At 52.1% G+C, this 19,555-nt stretch carries 19 protein-coding genes and 3 tRNA genes; 18 read left to right on the forward strand and 4 right to left on the reverse strand.

Annotated elements, in window-relative coordinates; genetic code table 11:
- The first annotated feature begins 57 nt into the window (after positions 1–57).
- Positions 58–549, forward strand: a complete 492-nt coding sequence (locus FYJ62_RS00755) for a YbhB/YbcL family Raf kinase inhibitor-like protein (protein WP_154546871.1) — start codon at positions 58–60, stop codon at positions 547–549.
- A gap of 75 nt (positions 550–624) precedes the next feature.
- Here FYJ62_RS00755 and FYJ62_RS00760 read toward each other — a convergent pair whose 3' ends face one another.
- Genes FYJ62_RS00760 through FYJ62_RS00775 form a run of 4 tightly spaced genes read right to left on the reverse strand, consistent with a single transcriptional unit; the run spans position 625 to position 4,923 of the window.
- Positions 625–1,914, reverse strand: coding sequence for an ABC transporter substrate-binding protein (locus FYJ62_RS00760; RefSeq protein ID WP_154546872.1), 1,290 nt, complete (start codon positions 1,912–1,914; stop codon positions 625–627).
- Complete coding sequence (locus FYJ62_RS00765) at positions 1,898–2,581, reverse strand: response regulator transcription factor (protein WP_154546873.1); 684 nt, start codon at positions 2,579–2,581, stop codon at positions 1,898–1,900. The genes FYJ62_RS00760 and FYJ62_RS00765 overlap by 17 nt, the downstream gene beginning before the upstream one ends.
- Positions 2,582–2,620: 39 nt before the next feature.
- Entirely contained in the window at positions 2,621–3,940 is a 1,320-nt protein-coding gene (locus tag FYJ62_RS00770; RefSeq protein WP_154546874.1) for a sensor histidine kinase, read from the reverse strand.
- Positions 3,940–4,923: a substrate-binding domain-containing protein gene (locus FYJ62_RS00775; RefSeq protein WP_154546875.1), complete on the reverse strand. Its 984-nt coding sequence runs from the start codon at positions 4,921–4,923 to the stop codon at positions 3,940–3,942. Before FYJ62_RS00775 ends, FYJ62_RS00770 begins: the two co-directional genes overlap by 1 nt.
- A gap of 232 nt (positions 4,924–5,155) precedes the next feature.
- On the opposite strand from FYJ62_RS00775, the gene FYJ62_RS00780 reads away from it, so the two are divergent.
- The 17 genes from FYJ62_RS00780 (at position 5,156) to FYJ62_RS00855 (ending at position 19,552) form a co-directional block, all read left to right on the forward strand.
- On the forward strand, positions 5,156–5,599 hold the full coding sequence (locus FYJ62_RS00780) for a PTS sugar transporter subunit IIA (protein ID WP_154546876.1): 444 nt from the start codon (positions 5,156–5,158) through the stop codon (positions 5,597–5,599).
- 24 nt (positions 5,600–5,623) lie between these two features.
- Positions 5,624–6,121, forward strand: a complete 498-nt coding sequence (locus tag FYJ62_RS00785; RefSeq protein ID WP_154546877.1) for a PTS system mannose/fructose/N-acetylgalactosamine-transporter subunit IIB — start codon at positions 5,624–5,626, stop codon at positions 6,119–6,121.
- Positions 6,122–6,155: 34 nt separating this feature from the next.
- Positions 6,156–7,013, forward strand: coding sequence for a PTS mannose/fructose/sorbose/N-acetylgalactosamine transporter subunit IIC (locus tag FYJ62_RS00790; RefSeq protein ID WP_154546878.1), 858 nt, complete (start codon positions 6,156–6,158; stop codon positions 7,011–7,013).
- A 2-nt stretch (positions 7,014–7,015) separates the two neighbouring features.
- Positions 7,016–7,852, forward strand: coding sequence for a PTS system mannose/fructose/sorbose family transporter subunit IID (locus tag FYJ62_RS00795; protein ID WP_154546879.1), 837 nt, complete (start codon positions 7,016–7,018; stop codon positions 7,850–7,852).
- A 247-nt stretch (positions 7,853–8,099) separates the two neighbouring features.
- The gene (locus FYJ62_RS00800) at positions 8,100–8,429 is read left to right on the forward strand and encodes a DUF202 domain-containing protein (protein WP_154546927.1); all 330 of its coding nucleotides are present in this window, start codon (positions 8,100–8,102) and stop codon (positions 8,427–8,429) included.
- 161 nt (positions 8,430–8,590) lie between these two features.
- Positions 8,591–8,662 (forward strand) — tRNA-Gln (locus FYJ62_RS00805).
- A 99-nt stretch (positions 8,663–8,761) separates the two neighbouring features.
- Positions 8,762–8,932: a hypothetical protein gene (locus FYJ62_RS10545; RefSeq protein WP_195837362.1), complete on the forward strand. Its 171-nt coding sequence runs from the start codon at positions 8,762–8,764 to the stop codon at positions 8,930–8,932.
- Between the two features lie 349 nt (positions 8,933–9,281).
- Complete coding sequence (locus FYJ62_RS00810) at positions 9,282–10,463, forward strand: aminotransferase class I/II-fold pyridoxal phosphate-dependent enzyme (protein WP_154546880.1); 1,182 nt, start codon at positions 9,282–9,284, stop codon at positions 10,461–10,463.
- On the forward strand, positions 10,450–11,502 hold the full coding sequence (locus FYJ62_RS00815; protein ID WP_154546881.1) for a PTS transporter subunit IIC: 1,053 nt from the start codon (positions 10,450–10,452) through the stop codon (positions 11,500–11,502). Before FYJ62_RS00810 ends, FYJ62_RS00815 begins: the two co-directional genes overlap by 14 nt.
- A 78-nt stretch (positions 11,503–11,580) precedes the next feature.
- Positions 11,581–11,662 (forward strand) — tRNA-Tyr (locus tag FYJ62_RS00820).
- A gap of 5 nt (positions 11,663–11,667) precedes the next feature.
- Positions 11,668–11,739 (forward strand) — tRNA-Gln (locus FYJ62_RS00825).
- 247 nt (positions 11,740–11,986) lie between these two features.
- The gene (locus tag FYJ62_RS00830) at positions 11,987–13,594 is read left to right on the forward strand and encodes a peptide ABC transporter substrate-binding protein (protein WP_407657274.1); all 1,608 of its coding nucleotides are present in this window, start codon (positions 11,987–11,989) and stop codon (positions 13,592–13,594) included.
- A 135-nt stretch (positions 13,595–13,729) separates the two neighbouring features.
- Positions 13,730–14,845: a hypothetical protein gene (locus FYJ62_RS00835; RefSeq protein WP_154546882.1), complete on the forward strand. Its 1,116-nt coding sequence runs from the start codon at positions 13,730–13,732 to the stop codon at positions 14,843–14,845.
- A 12-nt stretch (positions 14,846–14,857) separates the two neighbouring features.
- A complete protein-coding gene (locus tag FYJ62_RS00840) occupies positions 14,858–15,961 on the forward strand; it encodes a hypothetical protein (RefSeq protein ID WP_154546883.1) in 1,104 nt (367 codons plus the stop codon).
- Between the two features lie 133 nt (positions 15,962–16,094).
- Positions 16,095–16,796, forward strand: a complete 702-nt coding sequence (locus FYJ62_RS00845) for a GntR family transcriptional regulator (RefSeq protein ID WP_154546884.1) — start codon at positions 16,095–16,097, stop codon at positions 16,794–16,796.
- 153 nt (positions 16,797–16,949) lie between these two features.
- Positions 16,950–18,110, forward strand: a complete 1,161-nt coding sequence (locus FYJ62_RS00850; RefSeq protein ID WP_154546885.1) for a CDP-glycerol glycerophosphotransferase family protein — start codon at positions 16,950–16,952, stop codon at positions 18,108–18,110.
- A gap of 8 nt (positions 18,111–18,118) precedes the next feature.
- Positions 18,119–19,552 carry an oligosaccharide flippase family protein gene (locus FYJ62_RS00855; RefSeq protein WP_154546886.1) on the forward strand — a complete coding sequence of 478 codons (1,434 nt, stop codon included), beginning with the start codon at positions 18,119–18,121 and terminating at the stop codon, positions 19,550–19,552.
- Positions 19,553–19,555 lie beyond the last annotated feature (3 nt).

Raw genomic sequence — 19,555 nt, forward strand, 5'->3', positions numbered from 1 at the left:
TTCACCATGACTTTTTTGCTAGAATAAGGGGGGAGTTTAAAGAAAGAAGGCTTTTATATGGAAATCAAGCTTCATCTTGAAAATGGCTTTTTGCCGGACAAATATGCCAAGCGGGCAACGGTCAAGGAAGCCGGCTCGGCGGTCATCTCTTTTCCATTTGAGTTGAGCGGCCTGCCGGAAGGCACCAAGTATCTGGCTTGGTCACTGGTTGACTACGATTCAATTCCAGTCTGCGGCTTTGCCTGGATTCACTGGGTGGTGAGCGACGTTCCAGTCACCAGCGAGATTCCGGAAGATTTTAGCCGGACTTACGCGGGACCACAAGGCTACAATTCAACGGTCTCCAAGCTGTTAAATGCGCCGGCCGCGGTGCACGCGGGCTATATTGGGCCAACGCCGCCAGACAAGGACCATGACTACACCTTGCGCGTCTATGCCCTCAGCGACAAGCTGAATCTGTCAGCGCCGTACTACTACAATGACTTCTTAAAAGCCCTGAAGGGCAAGATCTTGGCTGAAAGCCGCTATGACATTCCGGCGCGGGCCTAATCTAAAAAAGAGTTCTTTCCGTTTCGAGAAAGAACTCTTTTTTGTTCAGGAGACTGCTTGGCTTATTGATTGATCCTATTTCAAGAGGTTGTTGACCGCGGACTGAATCTCATCGAGCTCAGCATCGCTGTCGCCATGCGCCAGGGCCTCGGTAAGCATGTAGTCAAGCCCGGAATAGAGCTGGCTGTAGTTGCGAATCCGGGGATGCGTGTGGCCGCTGGCCAGAATCTGGTCCAGCTTCTTGTTGGTCAGGGTCTGTTGGTCGGAAGAGTACTGGTGAAGAATCTTGTTGGTGGCAGCGCTTCTGACGACCTGCTTCAAGACCGCGCTGGCGCTGGAGTAGGTCATCACCCGTTGCTGCATCTTGGGATTGCAGCAGACCAATTTCAAGAATTCCCAGGCCAGCACGCTGTGGTGGCTTGCACTAGAAATCGCCCAGCTGGTGTTTTCGATGATGGTGCTGTTGACGCCTTTTTCGGCGGGCATTTGTCGGCAATTGACCTTGAAATTGAAAGAGCGGGTGACGTGGTAGGGGTAGGAAGTATAGGTCCGGTACTGGGCCAGCGTCATCGGCTCAAAGGCTACTTTTCCCCGGTCAAACATGTCATTGGTGACGTTGGTGTTCTGCGAGGCATTGTCGATTTGCTGCATCAGTTTCAAAGCCTTCAAAAACTTCGGCGTGTTTAAGTTGACCTCATTGCCGCCATCGCTCAAGATCTGGGCGCCATAGGACAAAGCGGCCTGATACCAGTCATAGTCGGCGGTAGTTCCGAAAGTATGCTCCTTGCTTGAGGAAATCTTGCTGCACAAGTAGCCAAACTCGTCAGGCGTCAGCTGCTTCCAAGAGGTTGGCAGGCCTTTCTTAGCCAGGAGGCTCTTGTTGTACAAGAGCAGCTCAGGGTTGGCCTCATAGGGCAGGGCAACTTGCTTGCCATAATACTGGGTGGCTTTGACCAGGCTTGGGTAATAGTCGGAAAGCTGGATGTCGTCTCTGATCAAGAAGGGGTTCAGGTCCATGAAGGCCCCTTCGCTGGCTAGGGTGGAGAAGGCCGAGTCGGGAACCAGGACTAGGTCAGGCATTTTCCCGGAAACGATTTTGCCACTGAGCCAGTTTAGGTAGTCGTTCTTGGTCACCCCAGTCTCATATTTGACCTCGACGTTCGGATGCTTCTTTTCAAACTCTTTGATCGCATAATCAATCATCTGATAGGGCTTGCCATTGGGCACGTCCCAGCTGCTGCCGGTATAGACGCCCAGGGTCAGGACCTGCTTTTGCTGGTGGTAGTGACTAAAGACGCCAGTAGCCAGGGAGGCGGCGATGATTGCAATGAAGAAAATGAGGTAGTACTTATTTCTGGTCGTCATCTGGAATATTCTCACTCGTTACGCCGGTCTGCACGGCCCAGATGGCCAGCTGGGTCCGGTCGCGCAGGTTCAATTTGTCCAAAATCTTTGAAATATAGTTTCTGACGGTCCCCTCGCTCAGGTAGAGCTTGGCGGCAATTTCCTTGTTGGACAAGCCCAGGCCAACCTGCTGGATGACTTGCCACTCGTGCTTGCTGAAGTCGTGGGCATCCTTGTCGTTAACCTGGATGGCATAGTTGGATTGCGCCATTTTGGAGAAGAGGGTGAAGACCTTCTGGGCAATGTTGGGGTTGATCATGGCGCCGCCATGGTAGACCGTTTCAATCGCGCTGTAGAGCTCCTTGGGCTCAACCCCCTTGAGCAGGTAGCCGGAAGCCCCGTACTTCAAGGCACTGAAGATAAAGTCGTCATCGTCAAAAGTCGTCAGGATGATGACTTTGATTTCCGGGTGGCGCTGCTTGACGTATTTGGTGCAGACGGTGCCATCCATTTCCGGCATGCGGATATCCATCAGAATCACATCGGGCTGGTTGTGCTCGATTGATTCCAGGACTTCCTTCCCATTGCCGACTGTGTCAGTAACTTCAAATTTGCCCGCTGCCTCCAGGATAATCTTGATGGAGTCGCGGATCAAAGCCTGGTCATCGGCAATTAAAACTTTAATCATGTTTGCAGCCTCAACTTTCTATATCTACAAAATCGACAATTAATTTAGCTTTTCTTTCTCTTTGGGAATTTCAACAACTATTTTAAACCCATTTTCGCTGTCAATCGTCATTTGACCATTGATAATCGCGACGCGCTCGCGCATTTGCGTGATTCCGAAACCCGGCTTGAAATTCTTGGCCCCGGTTCCGTTGTCTTGAATTTGCAACAGGTAGACATGCTCATTTTCCAAGCAGTCGATCATGACCGCACTGGCATGCCCGTGACGCAAAGAATTGGTGATAGATTCTTCAATGATGTGGAAGATGACGTTCTCGGTCGTCTTCTCAAAGTCAGGGTTCTGCCACTGATAGTTGAACTGGATCTTCAGCCGCGAAATATCGCTGTATTCTTCCAGCATCTTGCGCAAAGACGTTTCCAGGGTGTAATTGGACAAGGCGCCTGGCCGCATCTGGTTCAGGGTCTTGCGGACTCCCTTGATCCCGCTCTTGACGGCTTGCGAGATCTTGTCCAGCTGGGTCTTGGCCGCTTGCGGATTGATGTCGATCAAGACCTTGGCGGCATCGACGCCGGCCGCGATCCCAGTCAGGGTATGGCCGACCGTGTCGTGAATGTCGCGGGCGATCCGCTTTCTTTCCCGGTTTTGGGCAATCTTTTCCGACAGGGCGGCATAGTTTTGCAGCTCTTTGTTGGCCCGGTCGGCCTTCTCCAATGCCTCTTGAATATCGCGCTCTTCTGCCAGCAGGTACATCCCGTAGAAGACGATGATGCTGATGAATAAGAGCAGGTTTAAGGTCACTTGGAAATTCTGAATCAAGGTCAAAAATGACCGGAACTTAAAGGGCAGGAATCTGATATAGGTCGCTAGGCTTGGCATCTTGAAGTAGTCGCCCATGATTGAGAATGAGGAGATTGAGTACAAGAGCAAGAAGACCGCGGCAATCGCTGCCCAGAAAGGCAGGTGGTGGATGTGGTCCATGTTGCGGCTATAAAGGAAATAATCGATCAAGATCAGCAAGAAGATCCCGTTATAGGTCATCTGCAGGCTGAGATAGATCAAGGCGGCCAAGATGGTTTCACCGGTGAAGAAGTAGACGGCCATCCCCGTTGAATGCGAGGCATGATGGCGGTAGGTCATCAGGAGAATCAAGGCCAGCATCAAGAGGTTGGCTGACCAGAAGATCCGGGCTGGGGCCAGCGGCAGGCGGTTGAGCTGGAGCAGGAATTGGTAGCTGTTCTTTTGAAGCACGATCAGGTTGGAAGCTGAGTAGAAGAGGGATGAGTCAAAGAGGACGATCCAGGCGTTGAGCCAGAGCATGACCCGGCGGAGCAAGAGCAGCCGCTTAAGTTTCACGTTCATTATTGCCACCCCGTTCTACTATAGTTTGTAATATTGTAGCGGTCGATGAGCTTGACCGGGGTGACCAGCCACTTGTCAACCTTTTCTCCATTCAGCAGCTTGTAGATCGTCTTTCCCGTCAAGGTACCAATGGCCACAGGCGACTGGGCCGAGGTGGCGACGGCGTTGACGTTCTTGCCGATCAAGCCTTTCATGTTGGGGGCACCGTCAACGCTGTAGACGGAGATTTGGCGCTTGATTTTCTTGGCGTCAATCGCGGAAAGGGCACCAACGGCGGCTTGGTCGTTTAAGGCCATGACCGTGTCGAATTTCGTCCCCTGGTCGATGAACTTTTCAACTTTGGGCAGGGTGATTTCCGATTGCCCATAAGTTTCCAGCTTGCCAACAATCTGGTACTTGCCGTGCTTCTTTGAGGCCCGAACGGTATCAGTAAAGCCATCGATTCTTTGAATCGCGGAGAAGGCCGTCGACTGCTCAAGCAAGAGAATCCTGGCCGTCTTCTGGCGGGCCATCATGTACTTGGCTTCCAGGACTCCCGCTTTGTAGTTGTTGGACGTGGTAATGCAGTCAGCATCGCTCTTCCACTTGAGTTCCGTATCGACGTCGATGATCTTGATCCCGCGCTGGTGGGCCCGCTGGAGGGCATGATGGATCTTGACCGAGTTGCCGTTAACGGGGGCAATCACGATGACCGCCACGCCTTGTCTGATGAAATCATTGATCTGGTCAACCTGCTTGGAGATTTTGAGGGCCGGGTCCCGCGTCAGGAGCTGGTCGCCTTGGCGGTTGACGGCGTTGGCAATTTGCTCGTTCAAGACCACGTAAAAGTTGTTGTTCATGGTCATGTAGGTGGTTCCGATGAGACGCTGCTGGTTGAACCAAGGATGATAAAAAACGAGCAAGAAGGCACAGACAACGGCGGTCAGCCAAATTGCCGCGTAGCTCAGCAGCTTCATCCAAACTCGATTATGCTTTTTCACCATTTTCTATTTTCTTTCCTATCTTATAATTGTGTTTCACTTTAAAACACTCGCTTATAGTTTAGCCGATTTGTTGAATAAAAGACAATGAAAGACGGATGACAAATGTCACATGTGGCACGCCAAGAGAGTGACAAATGCCACCTAATTTTGGCTGGAAGTGGTTACATCTGACACTATGTAAGCGTTTTGCGACTTGTTATACTTTAATCAAAGTTAGCAAGGAGGTAAGAAATTGAAGTACGTATTTTTGGTATCGCATGGCAAGTTTGCTGAAGGTCTGAAGACTTCTTTGGAAATGTTCGCAGGCGACGCAGCTGAACGTGTCTTTGCGATCGGCTTGCACAATGGCAAATCCGCTGATGACTTTAAGAAGGAAGTCGAAGCACTGCTCGATGCTCACAAATTTAACGACGATGATGAATTCATGATTTTAGCCGACTTGATCGGGGGCAGTCCTTTGACCACCTTCATGAATGTCTTCAACGAATATGGTTTGCTCGACCGCGCAACTATCTTGGGCGGGATGAACTTCACCATGGCTTTGACCGTTGTCGTTTCACTGGATGGGATGGACCGCGACCTGTTGGCCCAGACTGCTTTAGGCGAAGCCAAGCAAGCTCTGCAAGAATATAAGGTCCCTTCCTCTGATGCGGACGATGATGAAGATGACATTTAATTAAGCAAGTAGGAGGAAATTAAAATGTCAGTATCATTTGTAAGAATTGACGACCGGATGATTCACGGCTTGATTACCACTCGCTGGGGCAAGGAAATGCCTTGTGACGGGATTATCGCGGTTAACGACAAGGCAGCTACCAACAAGATCTTGAAGGAAGCTTACAAGGCAGCTGCTGAGGGCAAGAAGACTTTCGTTTGGACCATGGAACACTTCCTGAAGGTGCAAGACAAGGTTCTCAACTCAGACACCCGTTACTTCTTGATTACCAAGAGCCCGCTGGACATGAAGAAGATCTTGGTTGACGAAGGCTTCAAGCCAAGCGACGTTAAGACTGTCAACGTTGGGCCAGGCAATGACCGTGCCGGCGCTATCAAGCTGGGCGACAACCAATCCTTCACTCAAGAAGAAGGGGACGCTTTTGAAGCCATCGAAAAGGCCGGCTACAAGGTTGACTTCGCCTTGTTGCCAGATCAAAGAATCGGGAGCTGGGACAAGTTCAAGTCTAAGTTTGGCTACTAATATTGAATGATTTTTAAAAGAGGGAGATTTTAAAATGACAATCAGTTGGTTCCAAGCCGCCATCTTGGGTTTGTTTGCCTGCTTGTGCTCAAACTCATGTATGGCTGGTCAAGCAGTTGGTAACTACACTATCGGTCGTCCATTGGTCGGTGGTTTAGTCTGTGGCATTATCTTGGGCGACCTGAAGCTCGGGATCGCCTGCGGGGTTGCGATGCAATTGGTTTACATCGCCTTAGTTACCCCAGGTGGTACTGTTTCCGCCGATGTTCGTGCGATTTCTTACATCGGGATTCCACTGGCCATGGTCGCAATTTCATCACGTGGCTTGAACCCATTGGGCACTTCAGCCGCTAACTTGGCTAAGTCAGTTGGTACCTTGGTTGGTACTGTTGGTACTGTTTTGTACTACGCCGTTGCTACCATGAACCTGGTATGGCAGTCATTCGGTTGGAAGGACGTTGAAAATGGCAAGCTGCACAACCTGTACGCCGTAAACTTCGGCTGGCCATGGGTTTCACACGCTATCTTCTCATTCCTGCCAACGATGCTGTTGACCCACTTTGGTGCTACTGCCGTTACTGCATTGCGTAACGCTTTGCCAATGGACGGCATTCCAATGAAGACTCTGTTCACGGTCGGTGGGATGCTTCCATGTGTTGGTATCGCTATTCTGCTTCGTCAAATCGTCAACAAGCCAATGGACTTCGTTCCATTCCTGGTAGGTTTCACTTTCTGTGCTTCACTGCACCTGAACCTGGTTTCAGTAACTGTTATTTCACTGCTCTTCGCGACTATCATGTACGAAGTTCAAATGGCTGAATCTAAGAGACCTGCTGTAGCTGCTGGCTCAAGCGACGACCTTGATGATGACGATGATGAGGAGGATATCTAATCATGGACGCAACGAAGAAACTTGACAAGAAAACTTTAAGCAAGTCTTTCAACCTCTGGTTCTGGGGCGCTTTGACCTGCTTCTCACAAGAACACATGCAGACTTTTGGTTACATGTGCTCCATGTTGCCAATTTTGCAAAAATTGTACCCTGACCACGACAAGCAAGTTGAAGCAATTCACGCCTACACGGCCTTCTTCAACACCAACCCAATGCTGGGTTCAGTGATCGTCGGGATCACCGCTTCAATGGAAGAAGCCCGGGCCAACGGCAAGGGGATTGATGGCGAAACGATCAACGACATGCGTGCCGGTTTGATGGGGCCTATCGCTGGTATCGGTGACTCACTGATCGACGGTACTTTGATTCCTATCCTGCTGGGGATTGCCTTGGGGATGTCTTCAGGCGGTTCACCAGTTGGTGCCATCTTCTACATCGTCGTTTGGGTCCTGCTGGCATACTTCGGCCAACGCTTCCTTTACTTCCGTGGCTACAAGCTTGGTGACCGCGCCGTAGAATTCCTGGTCGGCGCGCAAGGCGCAGCCGTTCGCCGCGCGATCGGGACTGTTGGTTCCATGGTTGTTGGTGGTGTTCTGGCATCATGGGTTAACGTGCAAACTTCATTGAAGCTGTACAACTCCAATGGCAAGGTCTTCTTGAACCTGCAAAACCAACTCGACTCCATCTTCCCTGGTCTGTTGACTGTGTTAATCACGATCTTCTGCTGGTGGTTGATGGCTAAGAAGCACGTTTCCGCGATTTGGACGATGTTGATCCTGGTTGCCATCTCCTTCGTCGGCGTTCTGGTCAACTTCTTCAACCCAGGCCTGTCATACTAAGTGGTCTGGCGGAAAACATGCCTGACAAGCGATTGCATTGATCGTATTTGAAAAGCGTTTAAGACATTTCCCACATACTCAAAAAATTAAACTCTCAAACATATTACATTTTTCACTTTTTCGTTTTACTCAACAAATCAGCGATGATTTGTATCCGTGAAATCTTTAAGCTTATTCCTCAAACAATTTCTTACATTGATTTGGAAACAAATACCCATTTTTACTTAACTTAGGAAGGAAGACCATGATGACTCTCAATGAAATGCGCAAGGGCTACGAAGGTGAAGTCGCCTATCAAAAACATATGCTCAAAAACCTCGGTTACTGGTTTCAGCTTTGCAGCATCGTCAGCGGTATTGGGATCGTGATGATCTACTTCTTCCACGCGAAAAATCTGTTTTTGGATGTTATGGGCATCTTGCTCCTGGCAGTCGGCGCGTTAGGAATGCTGCTCTTCGGCTATGCCGGCTGGCGTGGCCAACAAAACGTCAAAGCCGTCATCGACGACTATGAAAAGAAGGTCGACTACCTGGAAAAAAATGCTGCTAAGGCTCAGAAGAAAGCAAAAAAGTGCTAAAAGGCTAATCGGGGATGAAAGCGCCGCGGACTTGCTCAACCGCGGCGCTTTTCTTGTGTCCAGATTTGCAGAAAAAATTCTGCCAAAAAGATTGACCTTGCGGGCAATTTTCGGTAAGATATTAAACGTTGAGTGACGCAAGTCGCCAACGCTTAAAAGATTGCGTTATAGCCAAGTGGTAAGGCAACGGTTTTTGGTACCGTCATGCGCTGGTTCGAATCCAGCTAACGCAATAAGCAAGCCAGGCCGCCGGCCTGGCTTTTTTGTCGTCTGGGGGTAAATCGGGTAAAATAAGACGGCAGGGAATCAAAGCAAGCATGAAAGGAACAAGCATGGCAGAAAAAGACGTGGAAGCGAGCAAGATCAAAGAACTGACCGACAAGCTGGAAGAGGAGATTTCTTTAAGCTACTACCTTAAGCCAGGCACGATCACGGTCAGCCGTGACCTGATCAAGGCCCTCCAGGATTTGCTGGAAAATCCTGAAAATTGGGAGGAAAATTAGAAAGAATTGGTTGACTTTAATTTATTTCTAAAGTATAGTTAGGGCAACGAACGCTAAGAAAGGAAACAGAACGATGAAGCTTACCAACGCACAGCAAAATAGCTTCTTTAGCTTTTATTATTGGACTTGACTTGCATCAGCGGATGCAAGTTTTACAGAAAACATGCATCTGCAGTTTCAGTAATAAGGCTTTTCTTAACGTGAAGTTGGAACTTGCAGGAAAATGATCCAGCAGGTTCCAATGATGAATTTGTTAGCCAATGCCAGACCAACCTGGGGATCATTTGATCTCCAGGTTTTTGTTTGTTGTTTTAGATTTTTGCAATCAGTTTTTCAGGAGGCATCTATTATGGTTGATTTAACTCAGCACATGCATAAGGGCGTTACTGGCGTAAAGAGTTCCGCGATTTTGAACTTTACCCACTATTGCGGCCAATATCCAGACATCGTCAAGTTCACGGTTGGCGAGCCGGACTTCAACACGCCAGACCACATCAAGACCGCGGCAATCAAGGGGATCGTCGACAACCATTCCCACTACGCGCCGTCAAACGGGACGCCAGGCCTGCGCGAAGCCGCTGCTGCCTTCTTGGAAAGGCGCTACGGCCAGCACTATGAACCAAGCGAGATTATTGCCACTAATGGGGCGACAGAAGCCATCTACACGGTCATGTCCGCGATATTGAACCCTGGCGACGTGATGGCCATGCCAACGCCATTGTTCCCGCTCTACATTGCCGATGCTTCTTTGGAAGGGGCGGAAGTGGTCCAAATCGACACCAGCGCGACTGACTTCAAGCTTACCCCAGCCGCCCTGCAAAAGGTGGTCGATGAATACGGGGACCGCCTGCGGGTCTTGGTCATGAACTACCCGACCAACCCGACCGGGGTCATGTACAGCCAGGAGGAATTGGACGCTTTGGCTGACGTCGTGCGCGACCGGCCAACTTTCGTCCTGTGCGATGAAATCTACAGTGAGCTCAACTACGACCAAGCGCATGCCTCAATGGAAAAGTCCCTGCACGACCAGGTCATTCTTTTAAACGGGGTATCCAAGTCTTGGGCCATGACGGGCTACCGGATCGGGATCATGGCCGCCCCGCAGGCCATTACCGACCAGCTGGCCAAGGTGCACCAATTCATCACCACGACCGAGCCTTGGCCAATGCAGGACGCGGCAGAGGAGGCCTTCCGGAACGGGGATGCCGATGCCCGGGAAATGAAGGCCGCCTTTAAGGAGCGGCGCGACTACCTCTACCAGCAGCTGACCGAGATTGGCTTCAAGGTCATCAAGCCGCAAGGGGCCTTCTACATTTGGGCCCAGATTCCAGCTGGCCTTGACCAGGATGACGCGAAGTTCGTCTACGCTTTGGCTGACCAAGCCCATGTCGGCGTCTGCGCCGGCTCCTGGTTTGCCAAGGGCGGCCACAGCTGGCTTCGCTTCTCCTACGCGACGGCATTGGATGAAATCAAGGAAGGCGTAAAGCGCATCAGGAAATTTGTCGAGGAAAACAGAAATGACGCAAACTAAAACGACTGGGCTTAAGCAAGCCACTATGAATATTTTGAATGGGATCGGGATGGGGGTCATTGCCTCCCTGGTTCCAGCCGCGATCTTGGGTCAATTGATGAAGGCCTTGCTGGGGGTGGCCCCGGCTTTCGCGCAGACAGTCATCAACATCACCACTTTTACCCAGAGCCTGCTCGCTGCCATGGCTGGCTTTTGCGCGGCCTACCTGTTCCAACTGAACATGGTGCAGATGAGCTCGGTTGCCGCCGCGGCCATGATCGGGTCCGGAGCGGTCACTTTTAAAAACGGCCTGATGACGGTTGCCGGGACCGGCGACGTGATCAACATCGGCTTGACGATCACCGTTGCCATCTTTTTGGTCAAGCTGATTGGCAAGCGGCTGGGCTCGTACACGGCCCTGCTTTTGCCGATTATTATCGTCGTTGGCGGGGGCGGAATCGGGCTCTTGCTTCTGCCTTACGTCAAAACCGTGACGACCTTGATTGGCACGATCGTCATGGCCTTCACCAAGCTGCAGCCGCTGCTGATGGGGATCTTGATCGGGATGTCATTCGCGGCCATGATCGTGTCGCCGCTGTCCGCGGCGGGGATCGCGATCGCCATTGGCCTGACCGGCGTTGCTTCTGGGGCGGCCAACCTGGGGATTGCCGGGGCTGGCTACACGTTAGGGATCATGAGCAGCAGCGTCAATGGGATGGGAACCACCCTGGCCCACTTCATCGGGACGCCTAAGATTCAAATGGCCAACATGCTGGAGAAGCCTAAGCTCTTCGTTCCCGTGCTTTGCGCCTCAGGTTTGTCCGGGCTTTTGGCGGCCATCGTCAACCTGCAGGGAACGCCAAGCTCTGCTGGCTTTGGCTTCAGCGGCCTGATCGGGCCACTGGCCGCCTACGCGAAGATGACTCCAGGCTGGGGCAGCATCATCCTGTTAACGGTGCTTTACGTCGTCTACCCAGTGGCCTTGGGCTTCTTCATGCGCTGGCTCTTCATTGACCGCCTGCATTTCGTCAGCGCCGAAGATCTGCGGCTTGACGTCTAGAATTTGAAAAAATAAAAAAATTGCCAAAAAATCTTGCACTCCGGCTATTTTTTCGTTAAGATAATAGAGTACTTCAACGGAGGAATAGCGAAGTGGCTAAACGCGGCGGTCTGTAAAACCGCTCTCTCTGAGTTCGGTGGTTCGAATCCACTTTCCTCCATTGATTGCGTTATAGCCAAGTGGTAAGGCAACGGTTTTTGGTACCGTCATGCGCTGGTTCGAATCCAGCTAACGCAATTGTTCAATCGAACACCCAACCCGGAAAAGAACTTCTGCCAAGCAGAAGTTCTTTTTTTACGTGATGCGCATTAAAGAAAGATTAAAGTGGGCCTGCCAGCTTAGGATGCAAAGAAAAAATTCGGTTCAGGCGGAAATAAGTGACTTTTGTAAACTTAGCCTTTATACTAGACAGGTAGGTTATTTTTTGTAAGCAACTTGTGTGTTAGCGCGCTTTTGGAAAAGTGATGAAAGAGGACCAAGCAAAGTGAAAAAGAAGACGATTAAAATTTCTGCCGTAATGCTGGCCAGTGCTGCCCTTTTGGCTGCCTGCGGGCAAAAGCCGGCTAAAAGCTCAAAGGCCGTCATGAATACGGCCGTGACTAGTGAAATTTCCACCCTGGACTCCAGCAAGTACGGGGATACGACCAGCTCGGAAACCCTGCAGAACTCAATGGAAGGGCTCTACCGCTTCAATGCCAAGAACCAGGCTAAGCTGGCCGGAGCCAGCAAGGTTTCCATTTCCAAGGACCAGAAGGTTTGGACCTTCAGCTTGCGCAAGAATGCCAAGTGGTCCAACGGGGATCCGGTAACCGCCCAGGACTACGTGACTGGCTGGCAGCGGACCGTTGACCCTAAGAACAATTCTCTGGATTCCGATAGCTACCAGGTCATCAAAAACGGGACGGAAATTGCCGCCGGCAAAAAGAAAGTAAGCACTTTAGGGATCAAGGCCTTGGGTAAGTACAAGCTGCAAGTGACCTTGGAAAACCCGGTGCAGTACCTGCCGGACTTTTTGACTGGGGCTCAGTTCTACCCGCAGGATCACAAGGTGGTCAAGAAGTGCGGGTCAAGCTATGGGACCAGCGCCAGCAAGTTGGTCTACAATGGCCCTTTCAAAGTCAGCGGCTGGGACGGGTCCAGCATCAAGTGGAACCTGGTCAAGAACCAGAACTACTGGAATGCCAAGCAAGTCCATGTTGATGAGGTCAAGGTTCAGGTCATTAAGACCACGTCGACTGGCCTGAACCTGTTCAAGAGCGGCCAGCTGGACTACGCACCAGTCGATGCTGACTACGTCAAGCAGTATGAAAAGAACAAGGACTACCACTCCAAGGTCACGCCGACCAACGGCTACATGGTCTTCAACTTAAAGCGCGAGACGACCAGCAACGTCCACATGCGCCGGGCAATCAGTCTGGCAGTCAACCGCCAGCAGCTGGTCAAGACCATCCTGCACGCCGGCAAGGCCGCCAGCGGGCAAGTGGCCAGCGGTTTCATCTACAATGACAAGGATCAGGACTACCGCCAGGTGGCCGGCAAGATGGCCGGCTACGACGCGGCTGAGGCCAAGACGGAATTTGCCAAGGCGAAGAAGGAATTAGGCAAGTCCAAGATCACCTTGGAGCTGCTGACCAGCGACATGGATGCTTCCAAGCGGGTGGGGGAATACCTGCAAAGCAACCTGATGAAGAACCTGCCTGGCTTGACGGTCAAGCTGCGGTCAATTCCACTGAAGTCACGCCTGGCGGACACAACGGCCCACAAGTTCGATATGGTCTACGGGACTTGGCAGCCAAGCTTCCAGGACCCGATCGACTTCCTGACGATCGGTGGCTTGTTCAACTTGGAGAGCGACTACAAGAATGCCAGCTTCTGGAAGCAGATCAATTTGGCCAAAACGACCTACGCGACCAGCCCAGCCAAGCGCTGGCAGGCCCTGGCTGCTGCTGAAAAGCAGCTGGTGGTCAAGGATGCCTTCGTTGCTCCGCTCTACCAAGCGGGCTACTCATACCTGCTCAATTCCAGGGTTCAGGGCTTCAGACTGTCTCCTTACGGAACGGTTGCCTACTACTGGGACGTTAAGCTCAAGTAAGCCGGCTGAAAGCATAACATATAGAAGAAAAAGAGAGTCGAGGGGCTCTCTTTTTCTCTTGCTTTTCGGTGCAAATTTTTCCTATTACCGGCTTTTTTGCGTACAATAGTATTTAGCTTTTTTAGGAGGTATCCAATGACGAGATTTGTCAAAGTGGGCACTGGCGGCGGCGAGACGACCTGGCACAGGGCCATGCTGGACCTGCGGCCCGGCGACGTGCTGCTGCTGGAGCCAGGCTTTTACGCCCTGCCCCAAGGGAAGATGCTGGCGGACGTCACTATCAAAGGCTTGGGCGCCAGCCCGGAAGACACGCGGATTACCAGCTTCTTTCAAGTTGATGACGCCAGTTCCAGAATCGTTTTTGAAAATATATGCCTGATCCCTTATAAGGACAGCAACACCCTTGACATCCCGGAGGGCGTCGACAGCTTTGTCATTTTCCGCAACTGCGTCCTGCGGGGAACGGGGAACAAGACGACTACCCTGGCTATCAGCGGCAAGGCCACGGTGGAATTGATCGCCACCAAGATCTTGAACGGGACCGTCTCCTTCTTCAAGACCGCGGACTTCCGCCTGGAAATGGCTGACTCGGTCATCGACTACGTTTCTGAAGAATTCGGAACCTTGTCTCTGGAAGGGCACGGGACGGCGATTATCAATAACTCCAAGATCACGGGGACTTTGAACACCTTCGATTACTGCAACGTTGAGCTGGACATCCATAATTCATATGTAGGCAACTTGAACATGGGGGGCAAGACCTGGCTCAACATGTTCAAGGGCCAAACCGGCCAGGACAATTCCTACTCCTTGTATGCCCGGGGCGACTGCTGGCTGAACATTATGGACAGCGTTTTTCCAACATCATTCTGCCTGGCCGACCGAGCTAGAGTCCTCTTGCATGGCAGCGACGTCTACAGCCTGCAGCTGAAGGACGACAGCCAGATCACGGTCACCAACACTCTGGTCCGGGCTTCAGCCAACTTTGAAGACCGGACAAAGGGGGATGCAAACCGGGTGACCTTCTACGGCAACGGGGACTACCAGTACTTTTTCTACATGATTGGCAAGTCCCGCTTCAAGGGCCGCAATCTGACCTTCAAGCCCAATGGCGCGCCAATGCTGGTCGGGGATGAGGCCAAGCTGGCCGCGAATGCCTTATACAGCAACGAGCAGCCGTTGGAAGTGGAGTGTGCCAACAAAAACAATGTGTCCATCCTGGGCATTAAGTGGACATTGATCAAAAAGTAAGGGGGCGAGCAGATGGCAAGACTGGTCAAAGTCGGGACTGCTTCCGGTGAAACGGCTTGGAATGAGGCCCTGGCTGATCCGAAAATTGATGACGTGCTGCTCCTGGAGCCTGGCTTCTACCGCCTGGACCAGCCCCTGGATTTGGTCGATCTGACCTTCAAGGGGCTTGGGGCAAGCCCGGAAGACACGGTGATCTATGCCAATTTTAAGATGACTGCCAGCACGCGCTACGGCACTTTTGAAAACGTGCACCTGATGCAGGCAGGTGAGCCGCTTGTCCGGCTGCCGTCCAGCAGCAATGCCTATCTGACCTTCCGCCACTGCCTGGTCGAAGGAAACGGCAAAGCGAGTGCACCGGCGATCGACGCGGCTGGGCAGGTCAATCTGGAAATCTATTCCTCCATCTTCAGGCAGGCCAGCGTGAGCCTGCAGGCGGGGAGCGACTTCAGCTTGGAGATCGCTGACTCCGAATTTGCGGGGGCTGCCTATACCCCAATCAGCTTGAGCGGGTCTGGCACGGCCTCTATCAATACGAGCCGCTTTGCTGGCGGCCCGGTGATGGTCAAGGAAGAAACGGCCCAAGTGGAAATGGAATTGAACAAGGTCACCCTGCCGTTGCTGTATCTGCAGGGGACCAGCAGCCTGGATGCCGTTGAAGCCAATTTTACCAATGACACCTATGGCCTGCGGGTGCAGGACACCTGCTATGCCAACTTGCTCAACTGCAGTCTGCAGGGGGCGGTCAGCCTGGCCGGCGTCTGCCTCTTGGTGGCCCAAAACGTGGTCATGGACAAGCTGACCCTGCAGGACCGGGCCAATGCCGTTTTAGCCGGCGGGGCAATCCGCCGCGGCATCGCGCTCAGGGACGTCAGCCTGGCTGACTTGAACAGGGTCAAGCTGGCGGCCAGCGGGGAGGCTGCTTTGGTAGAAATGAGCGGCAGCGCGGCCGTTACCGGCAAGGACCTGGTCTTTCAAGGGCCAAGCCACCGGATCGCGGCCAAGGACCAAGCCGCCATGGAAGCTGGCGTCTTGGCCAGCAGTCAGCGGGAAATCGAATTGGCCCTGACCGGTGAAGCCCAGGTGGAACTTGAGGGAGTTAAGAGTCGCTTGGTCTAAGCATTACTTTTTTTAGCCAATGTCAGTTTTTTATTCAGATAATAAGTTCTTTGCCGGGACATCTTTATTTGAGATGAAATCTAGACCAATTTGTCTTAAAATAGGATTAATTCAACTCTGGGGGGAAAGCAGCATGCAAGAACCAATGTATATCAAGATCCACAATCAACTGCGGCGAGACATTGAGAACCATGTCTACAAAGTTGGTGACCGCATCCCAGCCGAGCGGCAATTGGCTGAGCAGTTCAAGGTGTCCCGGATGACCCTGCGCCAGGCAATCAAGACCCTGGAAGAAGAGGGAATCCTGGAGCGGCGCTTGGGCAGCGGGACTTACGTGGCCAACCAGAAAGTCCAGGAAAAGATGTCCGGGATCATGTCCTTTACGGAAATTACCCGGGCCAACGGGCAGACGCCTTCAAGCAAGCTGATTTCCTACAAGATCACCAAGCCCTCCCTGTCTGAAAAAGAGCGCTTAAAGATTGACGCCAGCGAAAGCGTCTTGCGGATGGAAAGAATCCGCTACGCGGACGGCGTGCCAATCTGCCACGAAATCGTGACCGTGCCCCACCAGCTGATTGAGCGCTTTTCCAAAGATGACGTGTCAGCCCACTTGTACCACACCTTGGAAGACAAGGGCGGCTATAAGATTGGGGATGCCATGGAATACATTTCGGCGACCGTGGCCAATGAGCAGGAAGCCCGTCTGCTTGACTGCAAGCGCGGGGAAGCCTTGATCACGCGCCGGCAGATTACCAAGCTGGCTGATGGGCGGCCCTTTGAATATACCCGGGCTTCCTACGTGGGCGAGCGCTTTGAGTTCACCTTCAGCAAGTAGCCCGTCAGGCCAAAAGAACATCAACAATGACTGCAAGCGCGGGAGACTTTCTCCCGCGCTTTTTTGGGTAAAAGGCGCGAATTATTTCCCGGGAAATTTGGGCTGGATTCGGATGTCTGTTAAAATGGAAGATAAAAAACAGGAATTTACGCAATGAAAAGTCTTTTATTTCGCCTATATTTGGCAATCATGAAGCTGCTGGCCCGCTTTCAGCGGGAAAATCCCCAGGCCTGGGTCATTTTGAATGGCGCCGGGCGCGGGGGCTCCAACGGCTATCTTTTTTACAAGTATTTGAAACGGGAACATCCTGAACTGGACGTATCCCTGATTGAGCCCTGGCCGTCCTCCCACTTGCCTTTCAGTGCCTGGAAGAAAATCGGGCAGGCCAAGTACCTTTTTACTACCCACCAGCCCTTCAAAGTGAGGGGGAGTCAGGTCAATGTAGCCTTCTGGCATGGGATTCCCTTAAAGAGAATGGGCACCATGGCCAACAATACCAAGCGGGCAGACAACCAGCGCAACGAAAAGCTCTGGCACCGGACGGCCGACCTGGTAACTTCCAGCTCAGACCTCTATGAGAGTCTGATGAGCGCCTGCATGGGGATTGAGACGCATAAGTACCAGAAGCTGGGTTTCCCAAGAATCGACGCGCTCTTAAATCCGGAAGCAAAGTATGACAAAAATTTCCTGTTGACGGAATTCTTCCAAAGCAGCCTGAAGAAAGATCCAGCCGCCCAGGTCGGCATCTATCTGCCGACTTTCAGATATGAGCTGGCTGACCAGGAGATCATGGAAAGGATCAAGCGGGGCAACTTCCTTGCCTTTGCTGACTTTGACCTGGCCAAGCTGGACCAGGCTTTGGCTAAAAAGCACCAGTACCTCCTGGTCAAGCTGCATCCATATGAAATGAAGCTTTTTGCCAGCTTTAAAGTCCAGGCCAGCCATATCGCCTTTTTGAACAATGATGACCTGTTTGAGCGGGACTTGGACCTCTATGAGTTTCTCCCGGCCACTGACTTCTTGATGACCGACTTCTCGTCAATCTTTTTCGACTACCTGCATCTGGACAAGCCGGTCATCTTTATCACCAATTGCCTGGACCAGTACCAGCAGACCAGAGGCTTTCTGCTGGGGCCTTACGGCGAAGTCGTGCCCGGCCCCCAGGCCAAGAAGCAGGCGGAGCTGGTCCAGCTTCTGGCTGACTTGGACCAAGCGGCTGCCAGCTACCAGGCCAAGCGCCAGCGCTGGCTGCAGTTGACTGACCAGGTCGACCAGGGCCGCTCTTGCCAGGCAATCTACGACTATTTAAATTAGGTGTTTTGATGAAAAGAACTCTTTTAAATATCTTCTACAACGCGGTCTACCAGATTTTTCTGGTTTTGGTGCCCCTGATCACCGTCCCTTACCTGTCCAGGGTTTTGGGACCAACGACCTACGGGATTTATTCCAGCGTCAACAACACGGTCCAGTTTCTGATGATCTTCTGCGTGCTCTCTTTGTCCAACATTGGGGTTAGAACCATCTCCAAGGCCAGGGCCAAGGGGCAAAGGCAGGAGCTGACCGCGGCCTTTTGGGGCCTGTGGTACTTCCAGTTTTTGGGCGGTCTGGTCATGGTGGCCGGCACTATCCTGGTTTGCGTCATCTTTAAGGTCCGCTACTGGTTTTACTTCATCTTGATGACACCCTACCTGGTCGCGGCCCAGTTTGACATTTCCTGGTTCTTCCAGGGTCTGGCTGACTTTGGCCGGGTCGTGCTGCGGAATACGATCGTCAAGCTGGTCAGCGTGGTCTTTATCCTGCTATTGGTCAAGTCGCCGGGCGACTTATGGAAGTACTTCTTGATCATGTCCGTTTCCACTATGCTGGGCTCCTTCGTCTTTTGGTTCAGCATCCGACAATACGTGGGCAAGCCGACCAGGCATTTTTATAGGTTGGCGGAGACCCGCAAGGCGATCATGATCTTGATGATCCCGCAGATCGCTACCCAGATCTATACTTCTTTGGACAAGCCAATCCTGGGCCTGTTTCAGTCAACGGCACAGGTTTCCTTTTACGACAACTCGCAGCGGATCTCCAACATGCTGCTGGGGGTGATCACCAGCATTTCCCTGGTAATCATGCCGCAAATGGCCATCCAGGACAAAAAGACCCAGAAGACGGTCTTAAAGAAGTCCCTTGAGGCAACGGTGATGCTGGGAACTTTGTTCGCGGCCGTGGTCATGGTCAATACGCGGGAATTCGTGCCCTTTTTCTTTGGCAAAAAGTACATTCCGATGACGCCGCTCATGTTCTGGTTCACCTTGACCATCATCCTGATTCCGACTGGCGGGGTCTTTGCCAACCAGTTTGCCCTGGCCAACAAGCGGGACAAGGACTACGCGATTCCCGTCACGATCGGGGCGGTTTTGGAGCTGGCCTTGAGCTGGCTGCTGGACCGGCCCTTTGGGGCTTTGGGGGCCATGATTGCCATCCTGACCACGGAACTGGTCGTGCTCTTTCTCAGATGCTGGATCGTCCGCGACGGCTACGACTTCCGCTATACGTTCAGCGAAGTGCCGAAGTGCTTTGCCGCCATGCTGATCTGCCTGGCCCTGGGACTATGGTGGCCAATTCCGCGGATTGGCTCAGCCTTTGTCGACATGGTGGTCAAGTCCTTGGTCATCATCGCCGTTTATGCCCTCAGCCTGTACCTGTTCAAGTTTGACCTCAATGAAGACGTTGTCCGCGTCCTCAAGCGATACCAAAAGAAAGCGTGATAA

Source organism: Lactobacillus porci, assembly GCF_009695985.1.
In the GTDB taxonomy this organism is placed as follows: Bacteria; Bacillota; Bacilli; order Lactobacillales; family Lactobacillaceae; genus Lactobacillus; species Lactobacillus absianus.